The 20,133-nt window shown below is 39.0% G+C and carries 25 protein-coding genes and 1 pseudogene; 15 read left to right on the top strand and 11 right to left on the bottom strand.

The window, feature by feature from the left end; genetic code table 11:
* Positions 1–8 precede the first annotated feature (8 nt).
* A complete protein-coding gene (locus PSYCG_RS08960) occupies positions 9–593 on the top strand; it encodes an O-methyltransferase (RefSeq protein WP_020443894.1) in 585 nt (194 codons plus the stop codon).
* A gap of 192 nt (positions 594–785) precedes the next feature.
* On the opposite strand, the gene PSYCG_RS08955 is transcribed toward PSYCG_RS08960, so the two are convergent.
* Complete coding sequence (locus tag PSYCG_RS08955; protein ID WP_020443893.1) at positions 786–1,304, bottom strand: HPP family protein; 519 nt, start codon at positions 1,302–1,304, stop codon at positions 786–788.
* Positions 1,305–1,447: 143 nt separating this feature from the next.
* Here PSYCG_RS08955 and PSYCG_RS08950 point away from each other — a divergent pair, with 143 nt between their 5' ends.
* From PSYCG_RS08950 to PSYCG_RS08935, 4 genes are all read left to right on the top strand, one after another.
* Complete coding sequence (locus PSYCG_RS08950) at positions 1,448–1,984, top strand: TetR/AcrR family transcriptional regulator (protein WP_020443892.1); 537 nt, start codon at positions 1,448–1,450, stop codon at positions 1,982–1,984.
* The gene (locus PSYCG_RS08945; RefSeq protein WP_020443891.1) at positions 1,985–2,995 is read left to right on the top strand and encodes an AbrB family transcriptional regulator; all 1,011 of its coding nucleotides are present in this window, start codon (positions 1,985–1,987) and stop codon (positions 2,993–2,995) included.
* Positions 2,996–3,046: 51 nt separating this feature from the next.
* Positions 3,047–3,247, top strand: a complete 201-nt coding sequence (locus tag PSYCG_RS08940) for a hypothetical protein (RefSeq protein ID WP_020443890.1) — start codon at positions 3,047–3,049, stop codon at positions 3,245–3,247.
* Positions 3,248–3,435: 188 nt separating this feature from the next.
* A complete protein-coding gene (locus tag PSYCG_RS08935) occupies positions 3,436–3,888 on the top strand; it encodes a PH domain-containing protein (RefSeq protein ID WP_020443889.1) in 453 nt (150 codons plus the stop codon).
* 194 nt (positions 3,889–4,082) lie between these two features.
* Here PSYCG_RS08935 and PSYCG_RS08930 read toward each other — a convergent pair whose 3' ends face one another.
* On the bottom strand, positions 4,083–4,355 hold the full coding sequence (locus PSYCG_RS08930; RefSeq protein ID WP_020443888.1) for a hypothetical protein: 273 nt from the start codon (positions 4,353–4,355) through the stop codon (positions 4,083–4,085).
* 363 nt (positions 4,356–4,718) lie between these two features.
* Here PSYCG_RS08930 and PSYCG_RS08925 point away from each other — a divergent pair, with 363 nt between their 5' ends.
* Positions 4,719–4,955 carry a hypothetical protein gene (locus PSYCG_RS08925; protein ID WP_020443887.1) on the top strand — a complete coding sequence of 79 codons (237 nt, stop codon included), beginning with the start codon at positions 4,719–4,721 and terminating at the stop codon, positions 4,953–4,955.
* A gap of 60 nt (positions 4,956–5,015) precedes the next feature.
* Here PSYCG_RS08925 and PSYCG_RS08920 read toward each other — a convergent pair whose 3' ends face one another.
* Positions 5,016–5,636, bottom strand: coding sequence for a recombinase family protein (locus PSYCG_RS08920; RefSeq protein ID WP_020443886.1), 621 nt, complete (start codon positions 5,634–5,636; stop codon positions 5,016–5,018).
* A gap of 163 nt (positions 5,637–5,799) precedes the next feature.
* On the opposite strand from PSYCG_RS08920, the gene PSYCG_RS08915 reads away from it, so the two are divergent.
* The gene (locus PSYCG_RS08915; protein ID WP_020443885.1) at positions 5,800–6,321 is read left to right on the top strand and encodes a hypothetical protein; all 522 of its coding nucleotides are present in this window, start codon (positions 5,800–5,802) and stop codon (positions 6,319–6,321) included.
* Between the two features lie 217 nt (positions 6,322–6,538).
* Here PSYCG_RS08915 and cynR read toward each other — a convergent pair whose 3' ends face one another.
* Positions 6,539–7,420 carry a transcriptional regulator CynR gene (cynR, locus tag PSYCG_RS08910; protein ID WP_020443884.1) on the bottom strand — a complete coding sequence of 294 codons (882 nt, stop codon included), beginning with the start codon at positions 7,418–7,420 and terminating at the stop codon, positions 6,539–6,541.
* A gap of 192 nt (positions 7,421–7,612) precedes the next feature.
* On the opposite strand from cynR, the gene PSYCG_RS08905 reads away from it, so the two are divergent.
* From PSYCG_RS08905 to PSYCG_RS08890, 4 genes are all read left to right on the top strand, one after another.
* Positions 7,613–8,272, top strand: coding sequence for a carbonic anhydrase (locus PSYCG_RS08905; RefSeq protein ID WP_020443883.1), 660 nt, complete (start codon positions 7,613–7,615; stop codon positions 8,270–8,272).
* Between the two features lie 102 nt (positions 8,273–8,374).
* Complete coding sequence (gene cynS / locus PSYCG_RS08900) at positions 8,375–8,845, top strand: cyanase (protein ID WP_020443882.1); 471 nt, start codon at positions 8,375–8,377, stop codon at positions 8,843–8,845.
* A 183-nt stretch (positions 8,846–9,028) separates the two neighbouring features.
* Positions 9,029–10,198, top strand: a complete 1,170-nt coding sequence (locus PSYCG_RS08895; protein ID WP_227500738.1) for a CynX/NimT family MFS transporter — start codon at positions 9,029–9,031, stop codon at positions 10,196–10,198.
* 43 nt (positions 10,199–10,241) lie between these two features.
* Entirely contained in the window at positions 10,242–10,772 is a 531-nt protein-coding gene (locus tag PSYCG_RS08890; RefSeq protein WP_020443880.1) for a GlcG/HbpS family heme-binding protein, read from the top strand.
* A gap of 367 nt (positions 10,773–11,139) precedes the next feature.
* Here the strand turns inward: PSYCG_RS08890 and PSYCG_RS08885 are convergent, their stop codons facing one another.
* Positions 11,140–11,376, bottom strand: coding sequence for a hypothetical protein (locus tag PSYCG_RS08885; protein ID WP_020443879.1), 237 nt, complete (start codon positions 11,374–11,376; stop codon positions 11,140–11,142).
* 268 nt (positions 11,377–11,644) lie between these two features.
* Entirely contained in the window at positions 11,645–11,845 is a 201-nt protein-coding gene (locus PSYCG_RS13350; RefSeq protein WP_144061772.1) for a hypothetical protein, read from the bottom strand.
* Positions 11,846–11,924: 79 nt separating this feature from the next.
* Here PSYCG_RS13350 and PSYCG_RS08880 point away from each other — a divergent pair, with 79 nt between their 5' ends.
* On the top strand, positions 11,925–12,539 hold the full coding sequence (locus tag PSYCG_RS08880) for a hypothetical protein (protein ID WP_020443877.1): 615 nt from the start codon (positions 11,925–11,927) through the stop codon (positions 12,537–12,539).
* A 143-nt stretch (positions 12,540–12,682) separates the two neighbouring features.
* Here PSYCG_RS08880 and PSYCG_RS08875 read toward each other — a convergent pair whose 3' ends face one another.
* The gene (locus PSYCG_RS08875; RefSeq protein WP_020443876.1) at positions 12,683–13,234 is read right to left on the bottom strand and encodes a hypothetical protein; all 552 of its coding nucleotides are present in this window, start codon (positions 13,232–13,234) and stop codon (positions 12,683–12,685) included.
* A 322-nt stretch (positions 13,235–13,556) separates the two neighbouring features.
* Between PSYCG_RS08875 and PSYCG_RS08870 the strand changes: the two genes are divergently transcribed.
* Positions 13,557–14,033, top strand: coding sequence for a CinA family protein (locus tag PSYCG_RS08870; RefSeq protein WP_020443875.1), 477 nt, complete (start codon positions 13,557–13,559; stop codon positions 14,031–14,033).
* Positions 14,034–14,167: 134 nt separating this feature from the next.
* Complete coding sequence (locus PSYCG_RS08865; protein WP_227500776.1) at positions 14,168–14,434, top strand: hypothetical protein; 267 nt, start codon at positions 14,168–14,170, stop codon at positions 14,432–14,434.
* Between the two features lie 195 nt (positions 14,435–14,629).
* Here the strand turns inward: PSYCG_RS08865 and PSYCG_RS08860 are convergent, their stop codons facing one another.
* The 3 genes and pseudogenes from PSYCG_RS08860 to PSYCG_RS08850 form a co-directional block, all read right to left on the bottom strand.
* Positions 14,630–14,905 (bottom strand): CsbD family protein, encoded by a 276-nt coding sequence (locus PSYCG_RS08860; protein WP_020443873.1) that lies wholly within the window; start codon positions 14,903–14,905, stop codon positions 14,630–14,632.
* Between the two features lie 661 nt (positions 14,906–15,566).
* Positions 15,567–15,959, bottom strand: a complete 393-nt coding sequence (cueR, locus tag PSYCG_RS08855) for a Cu(I)-responsive transcriptional regulator (RefSeq protein ID WP_020443872.1) — start codon at positions 15,957–15,959, stop codon at positions 15,567–15,569.
* 65 nt (positions 15,960–16,024) lie between these two features.
* Positions 16,025–18,503 (bottom strand): annotated as a pseudogene (locus PSYCG_RS08850) (heavy metal translocating P-type ATPase).
* A gap of 151 nt (positions 18,504–18,654) precedes the next feature.
* Between PSYCG_RS08850 and PSYCG_RS08845 the strand changes: the two are divergent.
* Positions 18,655–18,849: a heavy-metal-associated domain-containing protein gene (locus PSYCG_RS08845; RefSeq protein ID WP_020443870.1), complete on the top strand. Its 195-nt coding sequence runs from the start codon at positions 18,655–18,657 to the stop codon at positions 18,847–18,849.
* A 233-nt stretch (positions 18,850–19,082) separates the two neighbouring features.
* Here the strand turns inward: PSYCG_RS08845 and PSYCG_RS08840 are convergent, their stop codons facing one another.
* Complete coding sequence (locus tag PSYCG_RS08840) at positions 19,083–20,063, bottom strand: GlxA family transcriptional regulator (protein ID WP_020443869.1); 981 nt, start codon at positions 20,061–20,063, stop codon at positions 19,083–19,085.
* Between the last annotated feature and the right edge of the window lie 70 nt (positions 20,064–20,133).

Genomic DNA, 20,133 nt, shown 5'->3' with positions numbered 1-20,133 from the left:
TTACTTAAATGAATGACGTAGATATTGAAATTTTTTTGAATGAACTATATATGAAAGGTCAGATTAATGACTCAAAATCTATCAATAAAATTGATAAGTACCTCAATATAACGCCAGATACAGGTAAGTTTTTAGGTTTACTGGCTCAACTCACGTCAGCAGAAAAAATATTAGAAGTAGGTACTTCAAATGGTTATTCTGCTGCTTGGTTAGCATTATGCACTGATGAAGCCGCTCAGATCACCACAATAGAGAATGATCCTAAGAAGATCAGCGCTGCAAGAGAGAATTTTTTAAGTACAGGTCTAGTGGATAAGATTAAAATTATTGAGGGTGATGCACCCATGATTTTATCAAAAATGACGGAAAGCTTTGACTTAGTTTTTGTTGATATGGATCGAAAATTGTATTTAGATATCTTGGAGGATGTAATACGGTTAACTAGGACAAAAGGCATCATTGTGTTTGATAACGCAGTCTCTCATAAGGATGAAATGACAGACGTTTTTAATTATTTCAATGGTAATCCACAGTTTCACACCTACTTAGCTCCCATTGGTAAAGGTGAGTTCGTGGCGCTAAAAAAATGGTAGGTCGTTTCTGATTGAGATTAATCGCACTTACTCAGTGAAAGCCATCAGTAAAGCGAGTCAAGGTACAAGATCATGGGGGTTATAAAGTATACTAAATAGATACGGTTGCTTGAACCTTGAACCTTGAACCTTTGACTATAGGCTAACTCTCAGAATGTTAAGTCCCAGACAGTCTGAGGTGGTTCAGATAGTTCACCACCAATAAGTCGGATACTGTTTACCTTTACCCAAATTGTTATAAATAAGCGCTACCATGACCAAAACGATTGAACCGAGTAGGGTAGGTGTTATCAAAAAACTCCAATTTACTGAGCCTAGCATAACTATTAAAGGGTTAGACCCAGCAGGTGGATGAGGCATTCTAAATATCAGCATTAGTGCAATGGCAGTACCAACAACAGTTGCCATACTCCACCAGTGAATACCAAATAACGTCATGAACACCAGTCCTGTAAAAGTCGCAATAACATGTCCACCTATAACATTTCTCGGCTGGGCAAAAGGACTGGTAGGATAGGCAAATATTAGTAAACAACTTGCGCCAAACGATCCTAAAATCATAATAAGTTCTATTGAGCTTCCTAACATAGCAAGCGTTGCAGTTGCAATGGTGCCGCCTAGCCAAGCCACTACTATCATCGATAAAGGCAATCTCTTTGGGCATTGGTTCACTTGATCGCTTAACTTATGCCAGTTAAAGAATGAATGCATACTTACTCCTCTCATAAATAAAAAGGTATCACTACGAGTATACTGATTGGTATACATACTAAGTATACCGAACGGTATCCGATAATGCTATTATTGTGATTCATTGAATAACAATAACAATAACAATAACAGGAGCAAAACCAATGGAATTACGAGATGTCATTCTACAAAAAAGTTATGAGCTCTTTTATAAGCAAGGCTTTCATGACAGTGGAGTGGAGCTGTTAGCAAAGCAAGCAGGGACTACCAAGCGGACTTTGTATGCCCATTTTGGTAATAAAGAAGGATTGATTGAGGAGGCACTTAGGTATCGTCATCAGATGTTTATGATTCAACTAAAAGCTGACTTTGATGATTTTGAGATTGAGCAAGTAGCAGATGTTGCCACTTGCTACTTAAATTTCCTCAAGAACTGGACGTTATCAGAGGACTTTTATGGTTGTATGTTTATCAATGCTTGCGCAGAGTATTCAGATAAGCAGTCTTCACCGCATCTAATAGCTAAGCAGCATAAAACCGAGGTTAGGCAATGGCTACTTGATAAGTTTGAACAGGTAAGTGCGGAAAATGCAAAGCAGAAATCTGACACTTTGTTTGTATTTGGTGAAGGTATTATCGTTGCGGCGCAAACAGGTCAGGAGTCATTAGAATTAAATGCTGAGTTTTTCAGGGCTTATTGAATGTATTTGTTTATCTGTATAGTGACAACTACTCTACTCGGGTTTTTTCTTAATCTCATTGGCGTAAAATATGGTTTTCTATTATCGGGAATATTAGTTTCACTTTTTTTTGCGACTTATACTAATAGGGAAGTCACACATGCATTTTATTTGCCGTATATTCAAATAGTTCTTGGTATCTCAACAGGATTATACTTTAAAGACTGGTCTATGGAGGTGCTGTATATAACTGCGGGAAGCATTGTTGTCATGACATTCTGTCTTATCCTTCAATCCTTCCTATCTTTTATTTGGCTTCACAAAAAAGCAAAATGGTCCAAATTGGATTCAATTCTTGCAGTATATCCTGGCTCTCTAGCGGTGGTTATTGATATGTTCAATATCACTAAAGTTAGTCCAAAGGTAATGATTACTCATATAGTGAGATTGTTCTTATTGACCATGATCCTGACTCTTTTTGGACCAGTGCAGTACGCTGCTGTAGGCACAGTGAGCCCGACTTTTACTATAGAAACGTTAATAGTATTGATGATGTTATTAATCTCATTTGCATTCTTGGGTAGATTATTAGTAAGTTACCGAATACCTGCTCCATACTTATTGGTTTCAATGTTAATGACGATAGTTCTAGTCAAGTTTGGATTGTTGGCTGGTTTTACAGTTCCTTCTTTAATGATTGATAGTGCCACTATCGTATTAGGTATCCTGATAGGGTCTTTATTCGCTGGTATCTCATTTCAAGAGTTTAAAACTAGCATCAAAGACAGTGTCGTTGTTTTTTGTGTAGGTATGATCTGTACTGTAAGCTTCTCTATTTTAGCGTCAAAAATTTTAGATATAGCGTTCTCACAACTTTTCCTTTCATACGCTCCCGGTGGAGTTGAGACAGTCACGGTAATCTCAGTGGCTTCAGGACTAAATGTTATGTTTATTCTTTCACATCATTTGATAAGAATACTTATTCTACAGTTGGCGCCAGTGTTGTTTGCCTCCAAATTGCGCAAGCTGTGAAATGAGGTTTATAGCTGACTATTATTAAATAAAACATATAAAGAGAGTGAGATGCCAAGTTTTATAGTTGTAGACAATGAAATTATTAACCTATCGGAAATAAGACGGATAACTGCGGATAAAAAGCGACTTACAATTACATTTCATTTAGGATTTTGGAATGGTAACGCATTCAAAAGATGTACTGATAGCCAGCATTTTGAAGAAGTTTTTAAGGACATAGTAACTAAGTTAGAAGCCGAGCGTATTTGATTATACCTATGGCGAACCAATCAAGTACTTTCATTGGTTCGGTTTCCTAGTGAGGACTTAAAGCTTTTGCTGTAGGCTATATACGCTAGTAAATATATCTATTAAAATAATGGCAGTGTACTTCGTGGTGTACATGAACTGAGCTATTCAAACATAAATATTAACTAAAGGCTTTCTGCTAACAAATTATGATAAGTACTATATTTACATCAAAGATTGATTTTTGGTTGGCGTTTTTAATATTGGGTTCTAGTTTACTACTCGTTTTGGTGCCTGTATGGGAATGGATGTATAACAATAGTTCTATTAAAAGAATAATGTTTATTAGCCTTTTTACCATACCAACTGCGTTACTGCTATTGGTACTGTTTTTTAATATAAAGTACACTTTGACAGCTGACACATTGTTAGTGAAAAATGGTTTTTCTACTCAGAGCATTTCATTGAAAGACATTAACAATATCACTCCTACCAGCAGTACTTTATCTGCTCCAGCACTGTCTTTAGATAGGATTGAGATAAGATATGAAGGTGGTAGCATAGTGATATCACCAAAAGACAAAGATAGGTTCTATCATGCAATACAAGAACGTGTACCAGCATTAAAAACCGATGATAATAATGGGCTGATAAAGAGTTAGCCGATAGTTCGATGCGCTATACAGGAGTCGAACACTAGGTCGTATACCTGTAACTTAAAGTCTTTTTGCGTCTACTATTCTAATTTAGACAAAATCATTAACAACTTTGATATGTCGCTATTACGATTTTATAGACAATCTTGGTAATTCTGTTCATTTGAAAACCTAACACACTTCTCTATACTTCACATTTTTCAGGTTGGATATCCTCGAATTGGGGCTATAGGAAAAAATGCCATAAGCTCATCTTTCTTTCTTCTCTTACACTTATCTAAAAAATCTAATAACTCTTCTTCGTTTTTCATGAAAATATTAAGCTGCTCAAGAGATAGCTCATAATACTCTATATAATCAACATAGCTATTTCTTACTGGAAAAGACAAATAGCACTTGCCTGTGGTTATTTCTTTTCCAAGAGAGTATCTAAACTCTCTATTTATTTTTACATCTTTAAAGTCGTAACTCATGATTTCTCCATCTTATAATATTTTTCTTATTTTATAGATTCCCTTAAAATTTTGATCAGAATGTATTTATCGAGCTATACTTTTTATCATCATGTAAGTTAATAAGGTATACCCCAAGGGAACCAGTTATTTCACACTTCAAACCTATTAATAGACTACTTAAAGCAGACTTTTGAATTATAGGGCTGGTTGCTGTGCTTTTTTCCTATCATTAGCCTATATCAAAAACATAAAACTTCTAAACGACAACCTATCTATCATTAGACTTGTTTCTGTTATTAAACGATAGGGTGGTGTTCTAATCAGCATACTTTTTGATACACCATCAACTATATTTACGATGGACAATTTTAAGGTGAGAATATGAATGAACTTATAAAAGCTGAGTTGTTGGAATTGAGAAGACATGTATTGACCGACTACCAACCTACTAAGGTATCAATACAAGCTATGAAATTTTTGCTTGATTATTCTAACGAGATATCTTATGAACTTCAGAGTGATCTGCACAGCTTGATAGCAATGGATATGGATGAATTCATATTACCTCAAGAGGAATGTATTGAAATTATTGATAGACTAATCGCTTGGCGTTCATGATAAAAAGGCTCATTAATCAATTAATAGACTACTCATAGTAGACCGCTGTAGTGGAACCACTTAATGATCAGTGATCGGTTTAGGTCTTTCCTTGGCCACATCAGCGATCAGATGCCGTGAGCACTTAGCCATTTTTTGAATATCAGAATAGCTATGACCTGATTCGAGTAGACTGGCGATGATCTTACGTTTTTCAGTATCTTTCCTACGTCCTGAATACTTACCTTCTGCCTTAGCACGAGCAATACCCTGCATCTGGCGGTTACGGCGATCCTCATAATCTTTTCGAGCAATGGCTGCGAGCATATCCAGCATCATCGAGTTAATGGCTTGCAATACACTGCTCATAAATTCAGTGCTGCTTTCAGATTGAAGCGCCATATATGAGGTGGGCAGCTCTTTTGATACGATAGATAGCTTTTTTTCTGATAGCATTCTTTTGAGCGTATCCCAGTCAGCTTGGTTCAAACGTGCCAAGCGATCAATCTGCTCAACTAAGATAACATCGCCCTTATGAGCATCTTCGATCAGCTGCATAAGCTTGGGTCGCACCAAGATAGCTCCTGATTCGTTTTCGACATAGAAGGCGGCAATCTTGTGGCCATGATCGTTGGCAAATGCTATGAGCTCGCTTTTGGCACGCTTAGCGTCTTGTTCTTTGGTTGACGCTCTAATAAACATAAACACCTAAAATAGTCTGTTATAAGTGGTTCCATTATACCAGTCTGTTTTAAGTGGTCTGTTAATAGGTTTGAAGGGTGAAATAGGTAGTTTCCTTGGGTATACTACGTGCCTTTTTTCGGATATTGCCAAAATATTCATAAGTGTTTGAGGTAGTATAACCATGAAAAGAATCAACGTGTTAGGTACATCGGGTTCAGGAAAATCTACGTTTGCCAAAGCTCTAGCAGATAAGCTTAGCTATGTATATGTTGAAATGGACGGATTATTTTGGCTGGATGATTGGCAGCATGTTGATGATGAAACCTTTATCAAACATATGGAAAAGGCGCTAGATAAGCCAGCGTTTGTATTAGATGGTAATTATAGTCGGACGATACCTATAAAATGGAAAGATATCGACACCGTCATTTGGCTGAACTATTCGTTCCCATTAGTGTTGTCTCGTGCTTTCAGGCGTGCCATATTTAGGACTATTAGTAGAAAGAAGCTGTGGGATACCAATAATGTAGAGAGCTTAACAAGACTATTTTCCAAAAAATCTATTATTTGGTGGACGATCACAACGCATAAGAAAAATCGTAAAAAGGTTCGTCAGTTAATAAACAAACCTGAATACCAGCATATTAAATTTATTGAGCTTACTAAGCCCATTGAGGCTAAAACGTTTTTGAAAAGTTTATAACATTTACCTACAGAAAGCTGGCTGTTCGATGCCTGTATAGCGCACCGATCACGAATAGAATATGTATGGTAGGTACACCATGAAGTACACTGTGACTATTTCAGTGAGTTAAAGCTTTGATACCATTAGCCTACAGCTGAACGGAGTTTTTTTTGAGTGTATTCTATAGGCAACATAGGTTAGTTTTTCGTATGAGCTCCCTTTTGTAGTTACCTATTTAACTTTTCTCACAGTGTTGATGCGCTAAGCCAATAAACGCTTCAGTAGCCGCACTCTGATAGGCCCCTTTTCGTTGTAGTAGTACGGCAGTACGTTGTAGTAAAGAGGGTGCCAGAGCAATGGCAATAAGCTCATCTCGATTGCTCACGATATTAGAGGGTAATAAGGTGCTCAATTGCGTGTGGCGTACTATTTCAATCACGGCACTTAATGAATTTGCCTCCATCAGTACCTTAGGCTGGATGTCGTGTTGGCGCCAATAACGCTCAATTTGTCCACGGGTGACAAATTCATGGCTGAGCAACACCAACTCCTGTTCGCTTAGCGTCAGCAGATCAATCGCTTGATGCTTTGCAAGTGGGTGATTTTTGTTCACCACCAACGCCAGTGTTTCAATGAGTAGAATCTGTGCTTCTATATCGGCAGACCCTACATCTGCAAAAGCAATACCCACATCGAATTCATCATCAAGTAATTGCTTTTCCATCTGCTCCTGCGACATCTCTTGCAAGCTCAAGGTAACGTTAGGATAACGGTCATGAAATGCTTTTATCAACGGACCAATCAGGTAGGTGGTAAAGGTTGGGGTAATAGCAATCCGCAATGCGCCGCGACTCAAGTTCTGCACATCATGAATTGCTCGTTGACCCTCTTCTAAATCCTGTAGCGCCTTATGGGCGTAGCGCACATATACCTTACCGGCTTGAGTAAGCTTAACACGCCGTCCCGACCGATCAAATAAAGGCGCTCCCAGCGTCTCTTCCAATTGCTTAATTTGTTGTGATAAAGCCGGCTGCGAAACATAAAGAGACGCTGCTGCTTGGGTAAAGCTTTGATGCTTGGCAACCGCTAGAAAGTATTTTATGTGTCTGAGTATCATGGTTGCTCGATGGTTTTTCTTATGGTGATTACTTTATCGTTACGGCGAACGTGGATGATTAGCATCCATCATAATTTATATCTCCCGTTTTATCTATAAGTATTTATTATCGATATCATAATATACCAGTATTTTACCTTATCAGAATAACGGCGTAGTATTCACTTTATCAACACAACAGAGACCGCCGTTATGAAAGATATTATCGAAGGCTTTTTAAAATTCCACAGCGAAGCATATCCAAAACACGTTGATTTATTTAAAAATTTGGCAACGCAGCAAAACCCGCGCACGTTATTCATCTCTTGCTCAGACAGTCGTTTGGTTCCTGAGTTGGTCACCCAGCGTGAACCGGGTGGTCTGTTCGTAATTCGGAACGCTGGCAATATTGTCCCCTCTTATGGACCTGAGCCTGGTGGGGTATCTGCCTCAGTAGAGTATGCCGTCACCGCATTACAAGTGACCGATGTGGTGATTTGTGGGCACTCAGACTGCGGCGCGATGACAGCGATTGCCAATTGTACTTGCATGGAGCATATGCCCGCGGTGGGTAGGTGGCTAAAATATGCCGACTCGGCGCGTGTGGTCAATGAATCCATCACTCATCTTAATGACAGCGAGCGTGTGGCATCCATGGTGCGTGAAAATGTCATTGCTCAGATTGACAACATCAAAACCCATCCCTCTGTTCGTTTGGCGATAAGAGAAAATCGTTTGACCTTACATGGCTGGGTGTACGATATCGAAACGGGTGGCATTGATGCATTAGATGGCGCTAACAACACATTTGTTGCGCTTGCTGAAAATACAGAGGTTCGTGCTTATCCTATAGCATTGCCAGTCGCAATTTAAACCATCCTTACTGTTTTATTGATGACAAATACGGCTTACTTAATTGTCCTTATTTACTAATAATAACTTACTCACAACCACTAACCAATAAAAGGTATTCCCATGATTCAGTCTCAAGTTAGCAACACCGCCCGTCAAGCTTTAACCGATACTATCATTGCCGCTAAAGCTGATAAAAATTTATCTTTTGAGCAGATAGCCGAAGGCACTAATCTTAGCGATGTCTATGTGACTGCCGCGCTACTAGGTCAGCATCCGTTGCCAGCGGAAGCCGCACAAAAAGTCGGCGAAACGTTAGGTCTAGATGACGAAGCGATCGTTTTACTACAAGCAATTCCACACCGTGGTAGCGTCGGTAGTGAAATGCCGACTGATCCTACCATCTATAGATTTTATGAGATGATGCAGGTCTATGGCACGACTCTTAAAGCACTGGTACATGAGCAGTTTGGCGATGGTATCATCAGCGCAATCAATTTTAAAATGGATATCAAAAAAGTGGCCGATCCAGAAGGTGGCGACCGTGCGGTCATTACTCTTGATGGTAAGTTCCTACCTTTTAAACCTTTCTAATCGGTTGTAAAGTTTTATAAGTCTTTTTGAAAAAGCTAAAGGTCTCTCAATTTAAAACCTTAGAAAATGGAAAAAGTCGGCGTTCAACGTCGGCTTTTTGTGGCTACACTTTTAGTAATAAAGGACACCACCTTACTAATGACTACTAAATGTATTTCCTCTACGAGACACCAATCGGCGCTGATGCTCTTTTGGCCTATGTTCGTGATTGCTGGATTGGCATTAACGCTACGCCCAACCTTGACGTCCACTGGCCCTCTGCTTGATGTGATTCGACAGAGTACTGGTATGGGCTTACAAGTAGCCTCTTTATTGGTCGTATTACCGATGCTGTGCATGGGTATTTTCCCTTCATTACTACCTTTGATTGGAAAACATCTGAGCGAAAACGCTTGGATAACAGGTGGGCTATTCGCCATTGCTGCAGCTGGTTTATGGCGTTTGGGTTTAGGAACAGGTTGGGCGTTGATTGCTAGCGCTTTAATAGGCGGTACGGGTATCGCTATCGTACAGGCGTTAGCGCCTGGCATAGTAAAACGTTGGTATCCTAAGCGTGTCCCATTAGCCATGGGGGTTTATTCAGCGCTGCTGATGGCTGGAGGCGGTATTGCTGCAACACTGAGCCCAGTAGTCGCTCAGTATTATGGCACTTGGCAAGCGGGTCTTGGAATATGGTTGCTGTTGCCTGTAGTAGCAATTTTTTTATGGTGGTTAAGACCGTCCGAGGTGATGGACAAGAAGCACAATGGCGTGGCAGTCAATTTTTTTAAGAATCGGCGCGCATGGTTATTGGCCAGTTACTTTGGTTTGGCGAACGCAGGCTATGCTTGTATGATTGCATTTTTACCAACCTATGCTCATGATTTAGGCTGGAGCACACAAGGTAGTGGCGAGCTGATCGGTATTATGACTGTTTTTCAAGTATTGGGTGCGTTAGCTGCGCCTGCGCTGTCCGCTCAGCGCTTAGATCGCCGCCCTTGGTTGTTTTTTGCTGTGGGTATTCAGATTATAGGCTTTGCAGGATTAATGTTGATGCCAGAATCACTATTGATTTTGTGGGTCGCTATGATAGGGGGTGGTCTTGGGGCTTGTTTTTCATTAACGCTTACCGTAGCGCTTGACCATCTATCCGCACCTAGATTGGCTGGGGCATTGACGGCTTTTGTACAAGGCGTTGGCTTTATTATTACCGCGATTGTTCCTTATTTCGCAGGATTTTTACGGGAATGGTCAGGTAGCTTTCAGATCGTTTGGCTGCTACTTTTGATCACGCTGGTAGCAATGCTGATGGTCACGATGAAGTTTGCCCCCACAGGTTATGCTAAGGCGATGAATCTTCCAAATACTCAATAACGCTTATATTAAATAATCGCTAAACTAACTCTTAGGATTTAAAATGAAAAACTTACTTGTTTATGCTGCTCTTGCAACGTCAATGTTGTCAATTACGGCTTGTGCCAGCACCTCCTCACACAGCCATCAAATAAAACCGAACGTAAATAATCCTGGAGCTTATGTGGCAACAATTCCTGTATTAACTGGTGAAATAGCACAAAAAATGGTGACAGCCGCCGCACTAGAAGCTAAGAAAAACCAGTGGATGGTGTCGATTACGGTCGTTGATGCCTCTGGGCAGACGCTAGCGGTGTTAAGAGACCATCGAGCAGGGGTGCATACTATCCGTGCCAGTTATAAAAAAGCATATACTGCTAATTCGCAGAAAAGAGAAACCGCCGTCATTGCTAAGGGTATCGCAGATGGAACGATTCCTAGCGATATTCGCTACTTGGATGAAAATATACTTATCTTAGATGGCGGTGTACCCATCTACATTGACAACGTTGTGGTTGGTGGCATTGGTGTCGGAGGCGCGCACGGCAGTCAAGATGTGCAGGTTGCTAAAGCGGGCTTAAAAGTTTTAGAGTAGGGGCTGACTAACAATAACAGGATAGGCTTAATTTTTTTGTTTATTGATTATAGGGTAGTCATTACCTTCAGTTTCTGTTGTCTATATTGAACTCAATATACTGATTTATACTAAAGATCAAATATTCATTGATCAACCCCATTATTTCAGGGGTGTTAATTTTATTATGGCTCTTTTAATAATTGTTCAGTCGTTACGAATGAGCTGTAATATTTTAAAAAGATCACTATTTATTCCAATAACGGATGTTATGGCAAATAAATTGGATAAAAGAAGTAAATCACCCTCCGATATAGTCGAGGCAATTCAGGTTCCAATATAGCAGTCTGCTATGAGTAGTCTATTAATTGATTAATGAGTCTTTTTATCATGAACGCCAAGCGATTAGTCTATCAATAATTTCAATACATTCCTCTTGAGTTAATATGAATTCATCCATATCCATTGCTATCAAGCTGTGCAGATCACTCTGAAGTTCATAAGATATCTCGTTAGAATAATCAAGCAAAAATTTCATAGCTTGTATTGATACCTTAGTAGGTTGGTAGTCGGTCAATACATGTCTTCTCAATTCCAACAACTCAGCTTTTATAAGTTCATTCATATTCTCACCTTAAAATTGCCCATCGTAAATATAGTTGATGGTGTATCAAAAAGTATGCTGATTAGAACACCACCCTATCGTTTAATAACAGAAACAAGTCTAATGATAGATAGGTTGTCGTTTAGAAGTTTTATGTTTTTGATATAGGCTAATGATAGGAAAAAAGCACAGCAACCAGCCCTATAATTCAAAAGTCTGCTTTAAGTAGTCTATTAATAGGTTTGAAGTGTGAAATAACTGGTTCCCTTGGGGTATAATCTAATCAAACTTATTGAAATAGCTCATCTAGTTTTGCGACAGCATCATCATATTCTTTGCCTGGATCTAGAAATGCTGTTTTAAATGAATAGTAATCTGCCAAAAACTCCAATGAGCATCCGCCTAAAGATTTTGCTTTTTCCATAAGCTTCATTCTAGAATCAAAAGGTATATACCATGAGTCATCTTCTAATAAGAAATTAACTAACATATCAACATCGAAGCATTCTTCTACTGCTTTATCAAAGCTACTTAGAACATCTCTCTATTTTAAAGAAGGTAGGTGATTAATGAATTTTAATTATTATAAAATTTCAAGACATGGCTCTGATGAACATAAGTTCATGTCCAAATGGACAAGTATTGTTGATTTCGTAGAAATATATGGTCATATAGAAATTAGTAATTATTTAAAACTAGAAAATAGTTTTATTAAGTTTTTAAAAATGTTCTATGATTTTTTTACGCAGCCTTTTAAGAGCTATGGGTATACAAGTCTAGCTTTTAATATAATTATATCTGAAGACTTAGAGAGTAATAGGGATTCATTGCTTTATTACGGAATGACTGATACAGCAAAAAGATTAAGTAAACTGAGCAAGTTAAACCTTAATAGTATTGCAGAAGATGATGTTTCTTTTCTTTTTAAATGTTGGGTTAGAGGGCTATGTAGCTTATATTTTTTTGATATTGTTACTAGCAGTTCTTTAAAGCCAATGGAGGACGATTTTTATTTCTCTTTAATCTTGCAAGAAGATATCGAGCTTAACGAAATATTCAGTTATGTAGATGGCGTTCATGTTTATGTAGATTTCGATCACTATACTTCTAATGAGAGCTATATACCTCCTATAAATATAGGTGAGAAGATAAAAATAAATACTCCTAAAGAGAGCGTACCCTAATAAATTGTCTGATAATAAGAAATTAGGCACATAGCTGATAGTTCGATGCCTGTATAGCGCACCGAACTATAGTTATTACAAAACCAGTTCAATCGTCAGAAAGTTTTAGGCATTGAAATTGCCCGTCCGATTAAGGTGTGTAATTAATCCCAAGTAATACCATGCTTTATCTGTTCTTCAAAATGCATTATCACATAAAATAATCGAATAATTTGATTAGGTACATCTTCATAGCTGGCTAAATAATCTGTACCAATTTCAATTGGTACATAAATATCTGCATCTTCTTTGTCTATTAAAAAATGACCATCCGCATAAAATCCTAAATCGTATTGACTAGATAATTTGTCTAATCTGTCATTAATTCTCAATTCATTAAATAGCGAACCTTTATAATTGTCTGAAACTATGATTCCGTAAAGAATTTTTGTAGGTTTTCCATCAAACTGTAAAACAACATCATTATTCCAGCGACAGGCATAAGCATCAAACTCTTTCCCTAAGCTATTAGTACCTTTGTGATGTATGACATACCATAAGCCTTGAGTATTTGATGGCTTGTTATATTCCTCATTATCAACCAGCTTATGTGGTGCATGTTTAAGAAACTCATCAAAGCTTAATCCAATATCAATGCCTGCGGCACTTTTTAATGGGATGATATCAGCATTTAAATGAGGTATAAATTTTTTCATATTTTAAGCCTTTCGCTATTTTGGTTAATCAATTACCTACTCTAGAGTGAGATGATCAAATTACATTAAGCATCTCAATATGTACACTGTGAAGTACACTACAATGAACAAAGTAACCAAAACCCTTGATAGCATTAGCCTACAGCCAAAGATTCAAGTCCTCACTAGGGAAACGAACCAAGGAAAGAGTCTGATTGGCTCGCCATAAGTATGCTTAATTAAAAAAATACTGTTACGTAAATTCATCACTATATGAATTGAAACTTGAATAGGAACGTATTGTAATAGCCTTGATTGTTCTAATACTAGTGTGGAGGGCGTTGTGACCGATAGCTGTGCTAAGTTGTTGGCAGATAAGCAATTGACCATAGTCTTTATTGAAAGCGCGACCGCGGGCTATCTAGCACATCGCTTTTCTATGAGTCCTTATTCAGGCGATATATTAATGGGCGGCTTGGTATGCTATGACGTTGCGATAAAAAAGAACGTGTTAAATATATCGAGCCAATTAATTGCTGAGTGTACACCTGAATCCTTAGAAGTCGCCCAAGAACTGGTTAATAAGTCTAAGGCCATGTTTGAAGCCGACTTATATGTGGCTTGTACAGGACTATTAACGTCTGGAGGCTCTGAAACTAAGGATAAGCCTGTCGGTACGTTTTTTTATTGCATTGGTTATAAAGATGAGCTGTATGATTTTCGCAGTATCTGTCAAGGCCCACCTGAGCAAAAGCTACGCAGCATCAATAGTCTTATTTGTAAGAGTATTATAGAGGTTGTAAATCGCCATACTGACTAATTTACAATCTTATTATTTAGGGCTTTAGCCCATCCTCTATGTTTTTTGTTGCCAGTAACTATAATAAGGACATTAAAATGAAAACATCAGTACCTACTAAATCGCTTCAAAATAAACTATGGATAGTGTTTTTGGTGAGTTTCTTTGGTCTTAGTGCTTGCAGCAGTGAGACAGAAGAGCCGGATCCTAGTACAGAATCTAGCGAAATGACACCTGTGCAAACAGCGACCGAGGCTGAAGATCAAACTCCTGCTTCTACAGAGGATGTAGAAGGTGCGGGTGGTACAGCATACTATTCTAGTAATGGGAGTGTAGAAAACGACCAAAAGACGGATGATACGGTTACTGTTAATGAAAATAACCCGAACTTAGATCAAACATCAGCAGATGGAGTGCAGTAAGTATGAGAAAGTGCGCAATCCATTAAATATTAACATCAATAGCTCACAGCCATATGTTCAAGTTTGTCTAAGAAACTGTACCTATTAAGCCTCTCATTTTTACTTACATAATTAGCAAAATTGACTAAAAAAGCCCGTGACCATAGTCACGGGCTTTTTATATTTTTAGGGTCTAATTAGTTAGACACAGGGTAATCAATATTTGTTTTGTGTACGCCACTCATCTACATCACGTTCAGCATCTTCTTTTGAATGACCATAACGCTCTTGGACACGCCCAACCAGCTTGTCACGGTCACCTTCGATATGAGTGAGATCGTCATCTGTTAAATCTCCCCATTTTTGTTTTACTGAACCTTTGAGTTGATTCCATTCGCCTTTTAGTGTCTGGTTATTCATATCGTTATCCATTTTTTGATTGTTTTTGTACTGTTCATCCATGCTTTGTTCGTTCACATCTTGATTGTTCATTATGGTTTTCCTTTTCCATTTATGAGTTTTTGAGTCAACGCATCTATATTAAGACCAAGCTTATCCATCTTTTATTTTTTTTATTGATGAATAGGGTATCAGCAGTTATTAAGCTTCAAGCTGACATATCTAATATAGAGATACACAATTGGGCTGTCTGTACAACAAATGTTTAAAGTGTTGCTGAGCTATTGTTAAGTCCGTTGATTTGTTATGACGGTATAAGTTATGATTTGGACTAGACCGTTAATCATAAAAAAATCTTTAATCAAAAAAGACTATAAAACATGCTGGGTGACATTAATTTGAATTGAATTATAACTACAGATGTTAGTCCAATAATTAAAATAAAGACTGCTACTGCCTGTAGGATGAGCTTTTTATCTTTCATAGATTACCCCTCATGCTTTCCTATAACTATAACCTTAAAGCCGTTCTTTTGTTAGCTCTCACTTCTTTTTTATCGTGTTATTAAGTTATACAAATAGAGAAGGGCACTTACTATTTAGTACTGTAAACATTCAATCAATAGATTACAGCTAAATATTCAAGTCCTCACTAGAATACTGAATCCTTAGAATTCGCTGAATATTTTTTTAGACATATGTCTTTTCAGACTGAAATATGCATAAAAAACAGATAAGACTACATGTAATTTACTTTATTCACTCTGTTCAAGATCTTCTAATATGGCACAATCTGCGTTTGTATCACCTGAGCAATGATCAGCAGAAATCTGTAATAAGCTCACCATATCTTGCAATTGAGCTATTTTTTGGTTCAAAGTTGCGATATGTTGGAGTGTCAATTGTTTAACATCAGCACTCTGCCGATCTGTATTTTTCCGCAAATCAAGCAACTCTTTCATCTGTTTGGAGGAAAAACCTAAATCGCGAGCCTGTCTTAAAAAGCACAAATTTTTTATATCTTGCTTAGAATATATGCGATAACCTGAATTTGAGCGTTTTGCGGCATCAAGTAACCCGATCTGTTCATAATAGCGGATCATTTTGGGAGAGATTCCTGATTGCTCTGACGCTTGACCGATATTCATAACTTTACTCCTGATATAAAAAGGGTTAAAGCCAAAAGGCTACTTTAACCCTATCTTAATACAATCTATGCTTTAATCGCTGGTACTTGAAAATACTTTAAGCGTAAGGCGTTACCTAATACGAAAACAGAGGACAGTGCCATTGCACCTGCGGCAAAAATTGGTGACAACAAAATACCAAATGCTGGATATAAAACCCCTGCGGCAATTGGAATTAAAGCAACATTATAGAAAAATGCCCAAAATAGGTTTTGTCGAATATTTTTGATGGTGGCCTTACTTAAAGCAATCGCATTAGGTACACCTTGTAGGCTACCCGACATTAATACAACGTCCGCTGCTTCAATCGCCACATCTGTACCTGTCCCAATCGCCAGACCGACATCAGCTTGAGCGAGAGCAGGAGCATCGTTAATCCCATCACCAACGAAAGCCACTCGTCCATACTGTTGTTGCAATTGACGTAACGCATCCACTTTTCCATCTGGCAACACTTCTGCGACCACTTGATCAATATGTAATTTTGCTGCAATCGCTTGAGCCGTATGCCGATTGTCGCCTGTAATCATGGCAACTTTCAAGCCCAATTGATGTAAAGCGGCAATAGCGGCATAAGTAGTTTCTTTAATGGGATCTGCAACGGCAATAATGGCTGCTAGCTTTTGGTCAATCGCGACATAGAGTGGGGTTTTACCTTCTTGTCCTAAACGTGTAGCTTCGTTTTCAAAAGCTGTGATATCAAGTGCTAATTGCTTCATATAACGATCAGCACCGATGTAAACAGCCTGACCTGCAACTTCCGCTTTAATCCCTAATCCAGTCACAGATTCAAAGGCGGTAATGGGTAATAAACTGATATTTTGTTGTTCTGCGGCTTGAACAATGGCCAATGCAATTGGATGTTCAGACTTTGCTTCAACCGATGCCACAATACGCAAAATTCGTTCATGTTCGAACCCTTGTTGTACATGAAAATCCGTTAAGGTTGGTTTACCTTGAGTCAATGTGCCTGTCTTATCGACAGCAATGACTTTTACTTCCTGTAACGCTTGTAATGCTTCTCCTTTACGGAATAAGACGCCCATTTCTGCACCGCGACCTGTCCCCACCATAATGGAGGTGGGGGTTGCCAATCCCATTGCACAGGGACAAGCAATGATTAGGACGGCAACGGCGTTGACGAGACTAAAAGTTAAAGCAGGCTCAGGACCAAAAATAAACCAGACAACAAAAGTCAGAGTGGCTAAGAGCATTACGATGGGCACAAACCACATAGTGACTTTATCAACCAATGCCTGAATCGGTAATTTAGATCCTTGAGCCTGTTCAACCATACGAATGATTTGCGCCAAGACCGACGATTCTCCGATAGCCGTTGCCCGAAAATTCAAGGTCCCATTCTGATTGACCGTCCCTCCTACCACTTGATCACCCAATTGTTTTTTGACAGGAACGGGTTCACCTGTAATCATGGATTCATCAATATAACTTTGGCCTTCAACCACTTCACCATCGACTGGCACACGCTCGCCGGGACGAATTTCAACAATCGTTTCTGTGGTCACCTCTGCAATCGGGACTTCAACTACTTGTCCGTTATAATGAATACGCGCCGTTTTTGCCTGCATACCAACTAAATGCTGAATGGCTTGAGAAGTACGTCCTTTGGCCTTTACCTCAAAATAACGCCCTAATAAAATCAAACTCACAATCACAGCTGCCGCTTCGTAATACACATTTACAGTGCCTTCAGGTAGAACTTCTGGAGCAAACGTTGCCATTAGAGAAAAGCTGTAAGCCGCCAATGTACCAACTGCTACCAATGAATTCATATCTGGGGCAAAGCGCCATAATGCTGGAATACCTTTTTGATAAAAACGTCGTCCTGGAAAGATGAGTACCAGCGTGGTCAAAACAAATTGAATCAGCCAGCTTTGTTGCGTGCCGATATTATCCATGACCCACATATGAAAAGCTGGAATCATATGTGACCCCATTTCTAGAATAAAAACAGGCACGGCTAGAATTAAAGAGATCATTAAATCTCGTTTTAGCTGCTGCTGTTCCGTGGCTTTTTTATCCTGTTGAACACTCACACTCTGCTCAATCTGCTTAGCTGTGTATCCCGCTTTTTTAACAGCTTGAATCAAATCGCTGCTCTGTATTTTAGCGTTGCCTTGTACCCATGCGCGTTCGGTAGCAAGATTAACATTGGCTTGTTGTACACCCTCAACCTTTTTTAATGCTTTCTCTACTCGTCCCACACAGGAAGCACAGGTCATACCTTCTATCAAAAGCTCGATCGGCTGAGTTGCCAAGACCTTATAACCTGTTCGTTCTACTGCTGTGGTTAATGCGATAAGATCTAAAGGTTGAGACGAGGAAATCATGGCTTTTTCAGTCGCGAGATTCACCTCAGCATTTTCAACACCCTCAACCTTTTTTTAATGCTTTCTCTACTCGTCCCACACAGGAAGCACAAGTCATACCCTCAATCGACAATGTTTCACTATAAGCATAAGTCTTAGTATTTTTCGAATTCATAACAACCTCCACCATTTTTAATCTGTTATCAACAGCATATAGGTTGACATAATGGTAAGGTCAAGCATGTTTTCAAAAAATATATTTGACCTTACCATCATGTCAAGGCTTAAACTTGGTGATGAAACAAAAACTCATTTGGAGAAAGGTTATGAAACTATTGATTGTAAATATGAACTGTGGCGGTTGTGCACGTGGTGTGACAGCAACCATTCACGATATCGACCCAAATGCCAAGGTTGATATTGATTTGGCAGCCAAAGTGGTAAATATCACAACCATCGCAAATGTTGAGCAGATGACGGCTGCTTTAGAAAAAGACGGTTTCCCTGCACAAGTGCAATGAACCAGCCTTAAAACGCGCAGCCTATACGTTTAACAGAAAGGAGCGATGGGCTTAATTATTCTAAGGTTATTGACCAATTGAAGAAAAGCCAGCGTGGGATAAAAGAAATTGCATGGACAACGCTTGAGTGGGCAACTGCATCTTAGTGATGTGTTTGCCCCGTGCATTTGGTTATATGTCTATTTTTAATTATAAAAAGTGGAGAGTATTATCAGAACAACCATCTAAACCTATTATTCTTTATTCGTATTAAATCTGCGCCGATATTCGCTCGGTGTCAAACCAACAATGCGCTTAAATATCTTACGAAACGCACTGGCATCACTATAACCCACCTTCCACGCTATTTGCTCAACAGGAGACGACGAGAACTGTAGAAAGTCTTTTGCTTCTCCGATGCGTAACCGCTGACAATATTCTGTGGATGTCATGCCCGTCGCCTTATGAAAACGACGCAGAAAAGTACGTTCTTCCAACTGCGCACAATTGGCTAGTGTGGATAAATCAATATCTTGTGCATCCGTTTGTTGTAGCCAGTGTTGAACTTTTAATATGGCCGCGTCACCATGGGTGAGTATTGGAGAAAATGCACTGTAATAGCATTGTTCACGCCTTGAGGGATCAATCAATAACGCACGAGCGGTCTCATTCATCACCTGTGAGCCAAGAAACCGATCAACCATCCTAAGCCCCAAATCCGTCCAAGCCATCGCACCACCAGCAGTCACAATATCACCGTCTTCGATAATAATGCGATCCACATCAAGATCGATATCAGGGAAACGCTTCTCGAACTGCTCTACATAACCCCAATGTGTGGTTGCCTTACGCTTGGAGAGTAATCCTGTTTCACCCAATAAAAAAGCACCCGCACAAACGGATGACATGATTACACCTGCTGAATGCTGATCTCTCAGCCAGTCCAGCCAAGGCGCTGCTGCTTGTTGTTCAATCGGTGCCTCTAACGTTGGCGGGATAATGACAGCCGCTAATTTTCCTACACTATCTGGATTACTAGAAAAAGTGCAGGTAGGCAGCAGATTAGTATCTTTAATCTCCCAGTGACTCACTTGTAAAGGAAGATCAGTTGTATCTTGGCGCTTGGCGGCTATTTTACTGGCAACTGTTAATAAATCAGTTAGTCCAAGGACAGCCGCCATTTGTGCTTTCTCATAGACGATCAAGCCTATTTCAATCGTATGGTTTTGATTCATTTGTCGTTATTAACCTCTAATGTGTCGATTTAGCCACTCGCTAGTGTAGCATAGTACTTGTAAAATATAC

It is taken from the genome of Psychrobacter sp. G, assembly GCF_000418305.1.
Classification (GTDB): Bacteria; Pseudomonadota; Gammaproteobacteria; order Pseudomonadales; family Moraxellaceae; genus Psychrobacter; species Psychrobacter cryohalolentis.
This window is presented reverse-complemented; position numbering and strand designations above follow the sequence as displayed.

What these genes read in the sequence shown, in the direction of transcription:
- PSYCG_RS08960 (WP_020443894.1), top strand. Translation starts at nt 9, where the DNA reads ATGAATGACGTAGATATTGAAATTTTTTTGAATGAACTATATATGAAA.
- PSYCG_RS08955 (WP_020443893.1), bottom strand. Translation starts at nt 1,304, where the DNA reads ATGCATTCATTCTTTAACTGGCATAAGTTAAGCGATCAAGTGAACCAA.
- PSYCG_RS08950 (WP_020443892.1), top strand. Translation starts at nt 1,448, where the DNA reads ATGGAATTACGAGATGTCATTCTACAAAAAAGTTATGAGCTCTTTTAT.
- PSYCG_RS08945 (WP_020443891.1), top strand. Translation starts at nt 1,985, where the DNA reads ATGTATTTGTTTATCTGTATAGTGACAACTACTCTACTCGGGTTTTTT.
- PSYCG_RS08940 (WP_020443890.1), top strand. Translation starts at nt 3,047, where the DNA reads ATGCCAAGTTTTATAGTTGTAGACAATGAAATTATTAACCTATCGGAA.
- PSYCG_RS08935 (WP_020443889.1), top strand. Translation starts at nt 3,436, where the DNA reads ATGATAAGTACTATATTTACATCAAAGATTGATTTTTGGTTGGCGTTT.
- PSYCG_RS08930 (WP_020443888.1), bottom strand. Translation starts at nt 4,355, where the DNA reads ATGAGTTACGACTTTAAAGATGTAAAAATAAATAGAGAGTTTAGATAC.
- PSYCG_RS08925 (WP_020443887.1), top strand. Translation starts at nt 4,719, where the DNA reads ATGAATGAACTTATAAAAGCTGAGTTGTTGGAATTGAGAAGACATGTA.
- PSYCG_RS08920 (WP_020443886.1), bottom strand. Translation starts at nt 5,636, where the DNA reads ATGTTTATTAGAGCGTCAACCAAAGAACAAGACGCTAAGCGTGCCAAA.
- PSYCG_RS08915 (WP_020443885.1), top strand. Translation starts at nt 5,800, where the DNA reads ATGAAAAGAATCAACGTGTTAGGTACATCGGGTTCAGGAAAATCTACG.
- cynR (WP_020443884.1), bottom strand. Translation starts at nt 7,420, where the DNA reads ATGATACTCAGACACATAAAATACTTTCTAGCGGTTGCCAAGCATCAA.
- PSYCG_RS08905 (WP_020443883.1), top strand. Translation starts at nt 7,613, where the DNA reads ATGAAAGATATTATCGAAGGCTTTTTAAAATTCCACAGCGAAGCATAT.
- cynS (WP_020443882.1), top strand. Translation starts at nt 8,375, where the DNA reads ATGATTCAGTCTCAAGTTAGCAACACCGCCCGTCAAGCTTTAACCGAT.
- PSYCG_RS08895 (WP_227500738.1), top strand. Translation starts at nt 9,029, where the DNA reads ATGCTCTTTTGGCCTATGTTCGTGATTGCTGGATTGGCATTAACGCTA.
- PSYCG_RS08890 (WP_020443880.1), top strand. Translation starts at nt 10,242, where the DNA reads ATGAAAAACTTACTTGTTTATGCTGCTCTTGCAACGTCAATGTTGTCA.
- PSYCG_RS08885 (WP_020443879.1), bottom strand. Translation starts at nt 11,376, where the DNA reads ATGAATGAACTTATAAAAGCTGAGTTGTTGGAATTGAGAAGACATGTA.
- PSYCG_RS13350 (WP_144061772.1), bottom strand. Translation starts at nt 11,845, where the DNA reads ATGTTAGTTAATTTCTTATTAGAAGATGACTCATGGTATATACCTTTT.
- PSYCG_RS08880 (WP_020443877.1), top strand. Translation starts at nt 11,925, where the DNA reads ATGAATTTTAATTATTATAAAATTTCAAGACATGGCTCTGATGAACAT.
- PSYCG_RS08875 (WP_020443876.1), bottom strand. Translation starts at nt 13,234, where the DNA reads ATGAAAAAATTTATACCTCATTTAAATGCTGATATCATCCCATTAAAA.
- PSYCG_RS08860 (WP_020443873.1), bottom strand. Translation starts at nt 14,905, where the DNA reads ATGAACAATCAAGATGTGAACGAACAAAGCATGGATGAACAGTACAAA.
- cueR (WP_020443872.1), bottom strand. Translation starts at nt 15,959, where the DNA reads ATGAATATCGGTCAAGCGTCAGAGCAATCAGGAATCTCTCCCAAAATG.
- PSYCG_RS08845 (WP_020443870.1), top strand. Translation starts at nt 18,655, where the DNA reads ATGAAACTATTGATTGTAAATATGAACTGTGGCGGTTGTGCACGTGGT.
- PSYCG_RS08840 (WP_020443869.1), bottom strand. Translation starts at nt 20,063, where the DNA reads ATGAATCAAAACCATACGATTGAAATAGGCTTGATCGTCTATGAGAAA.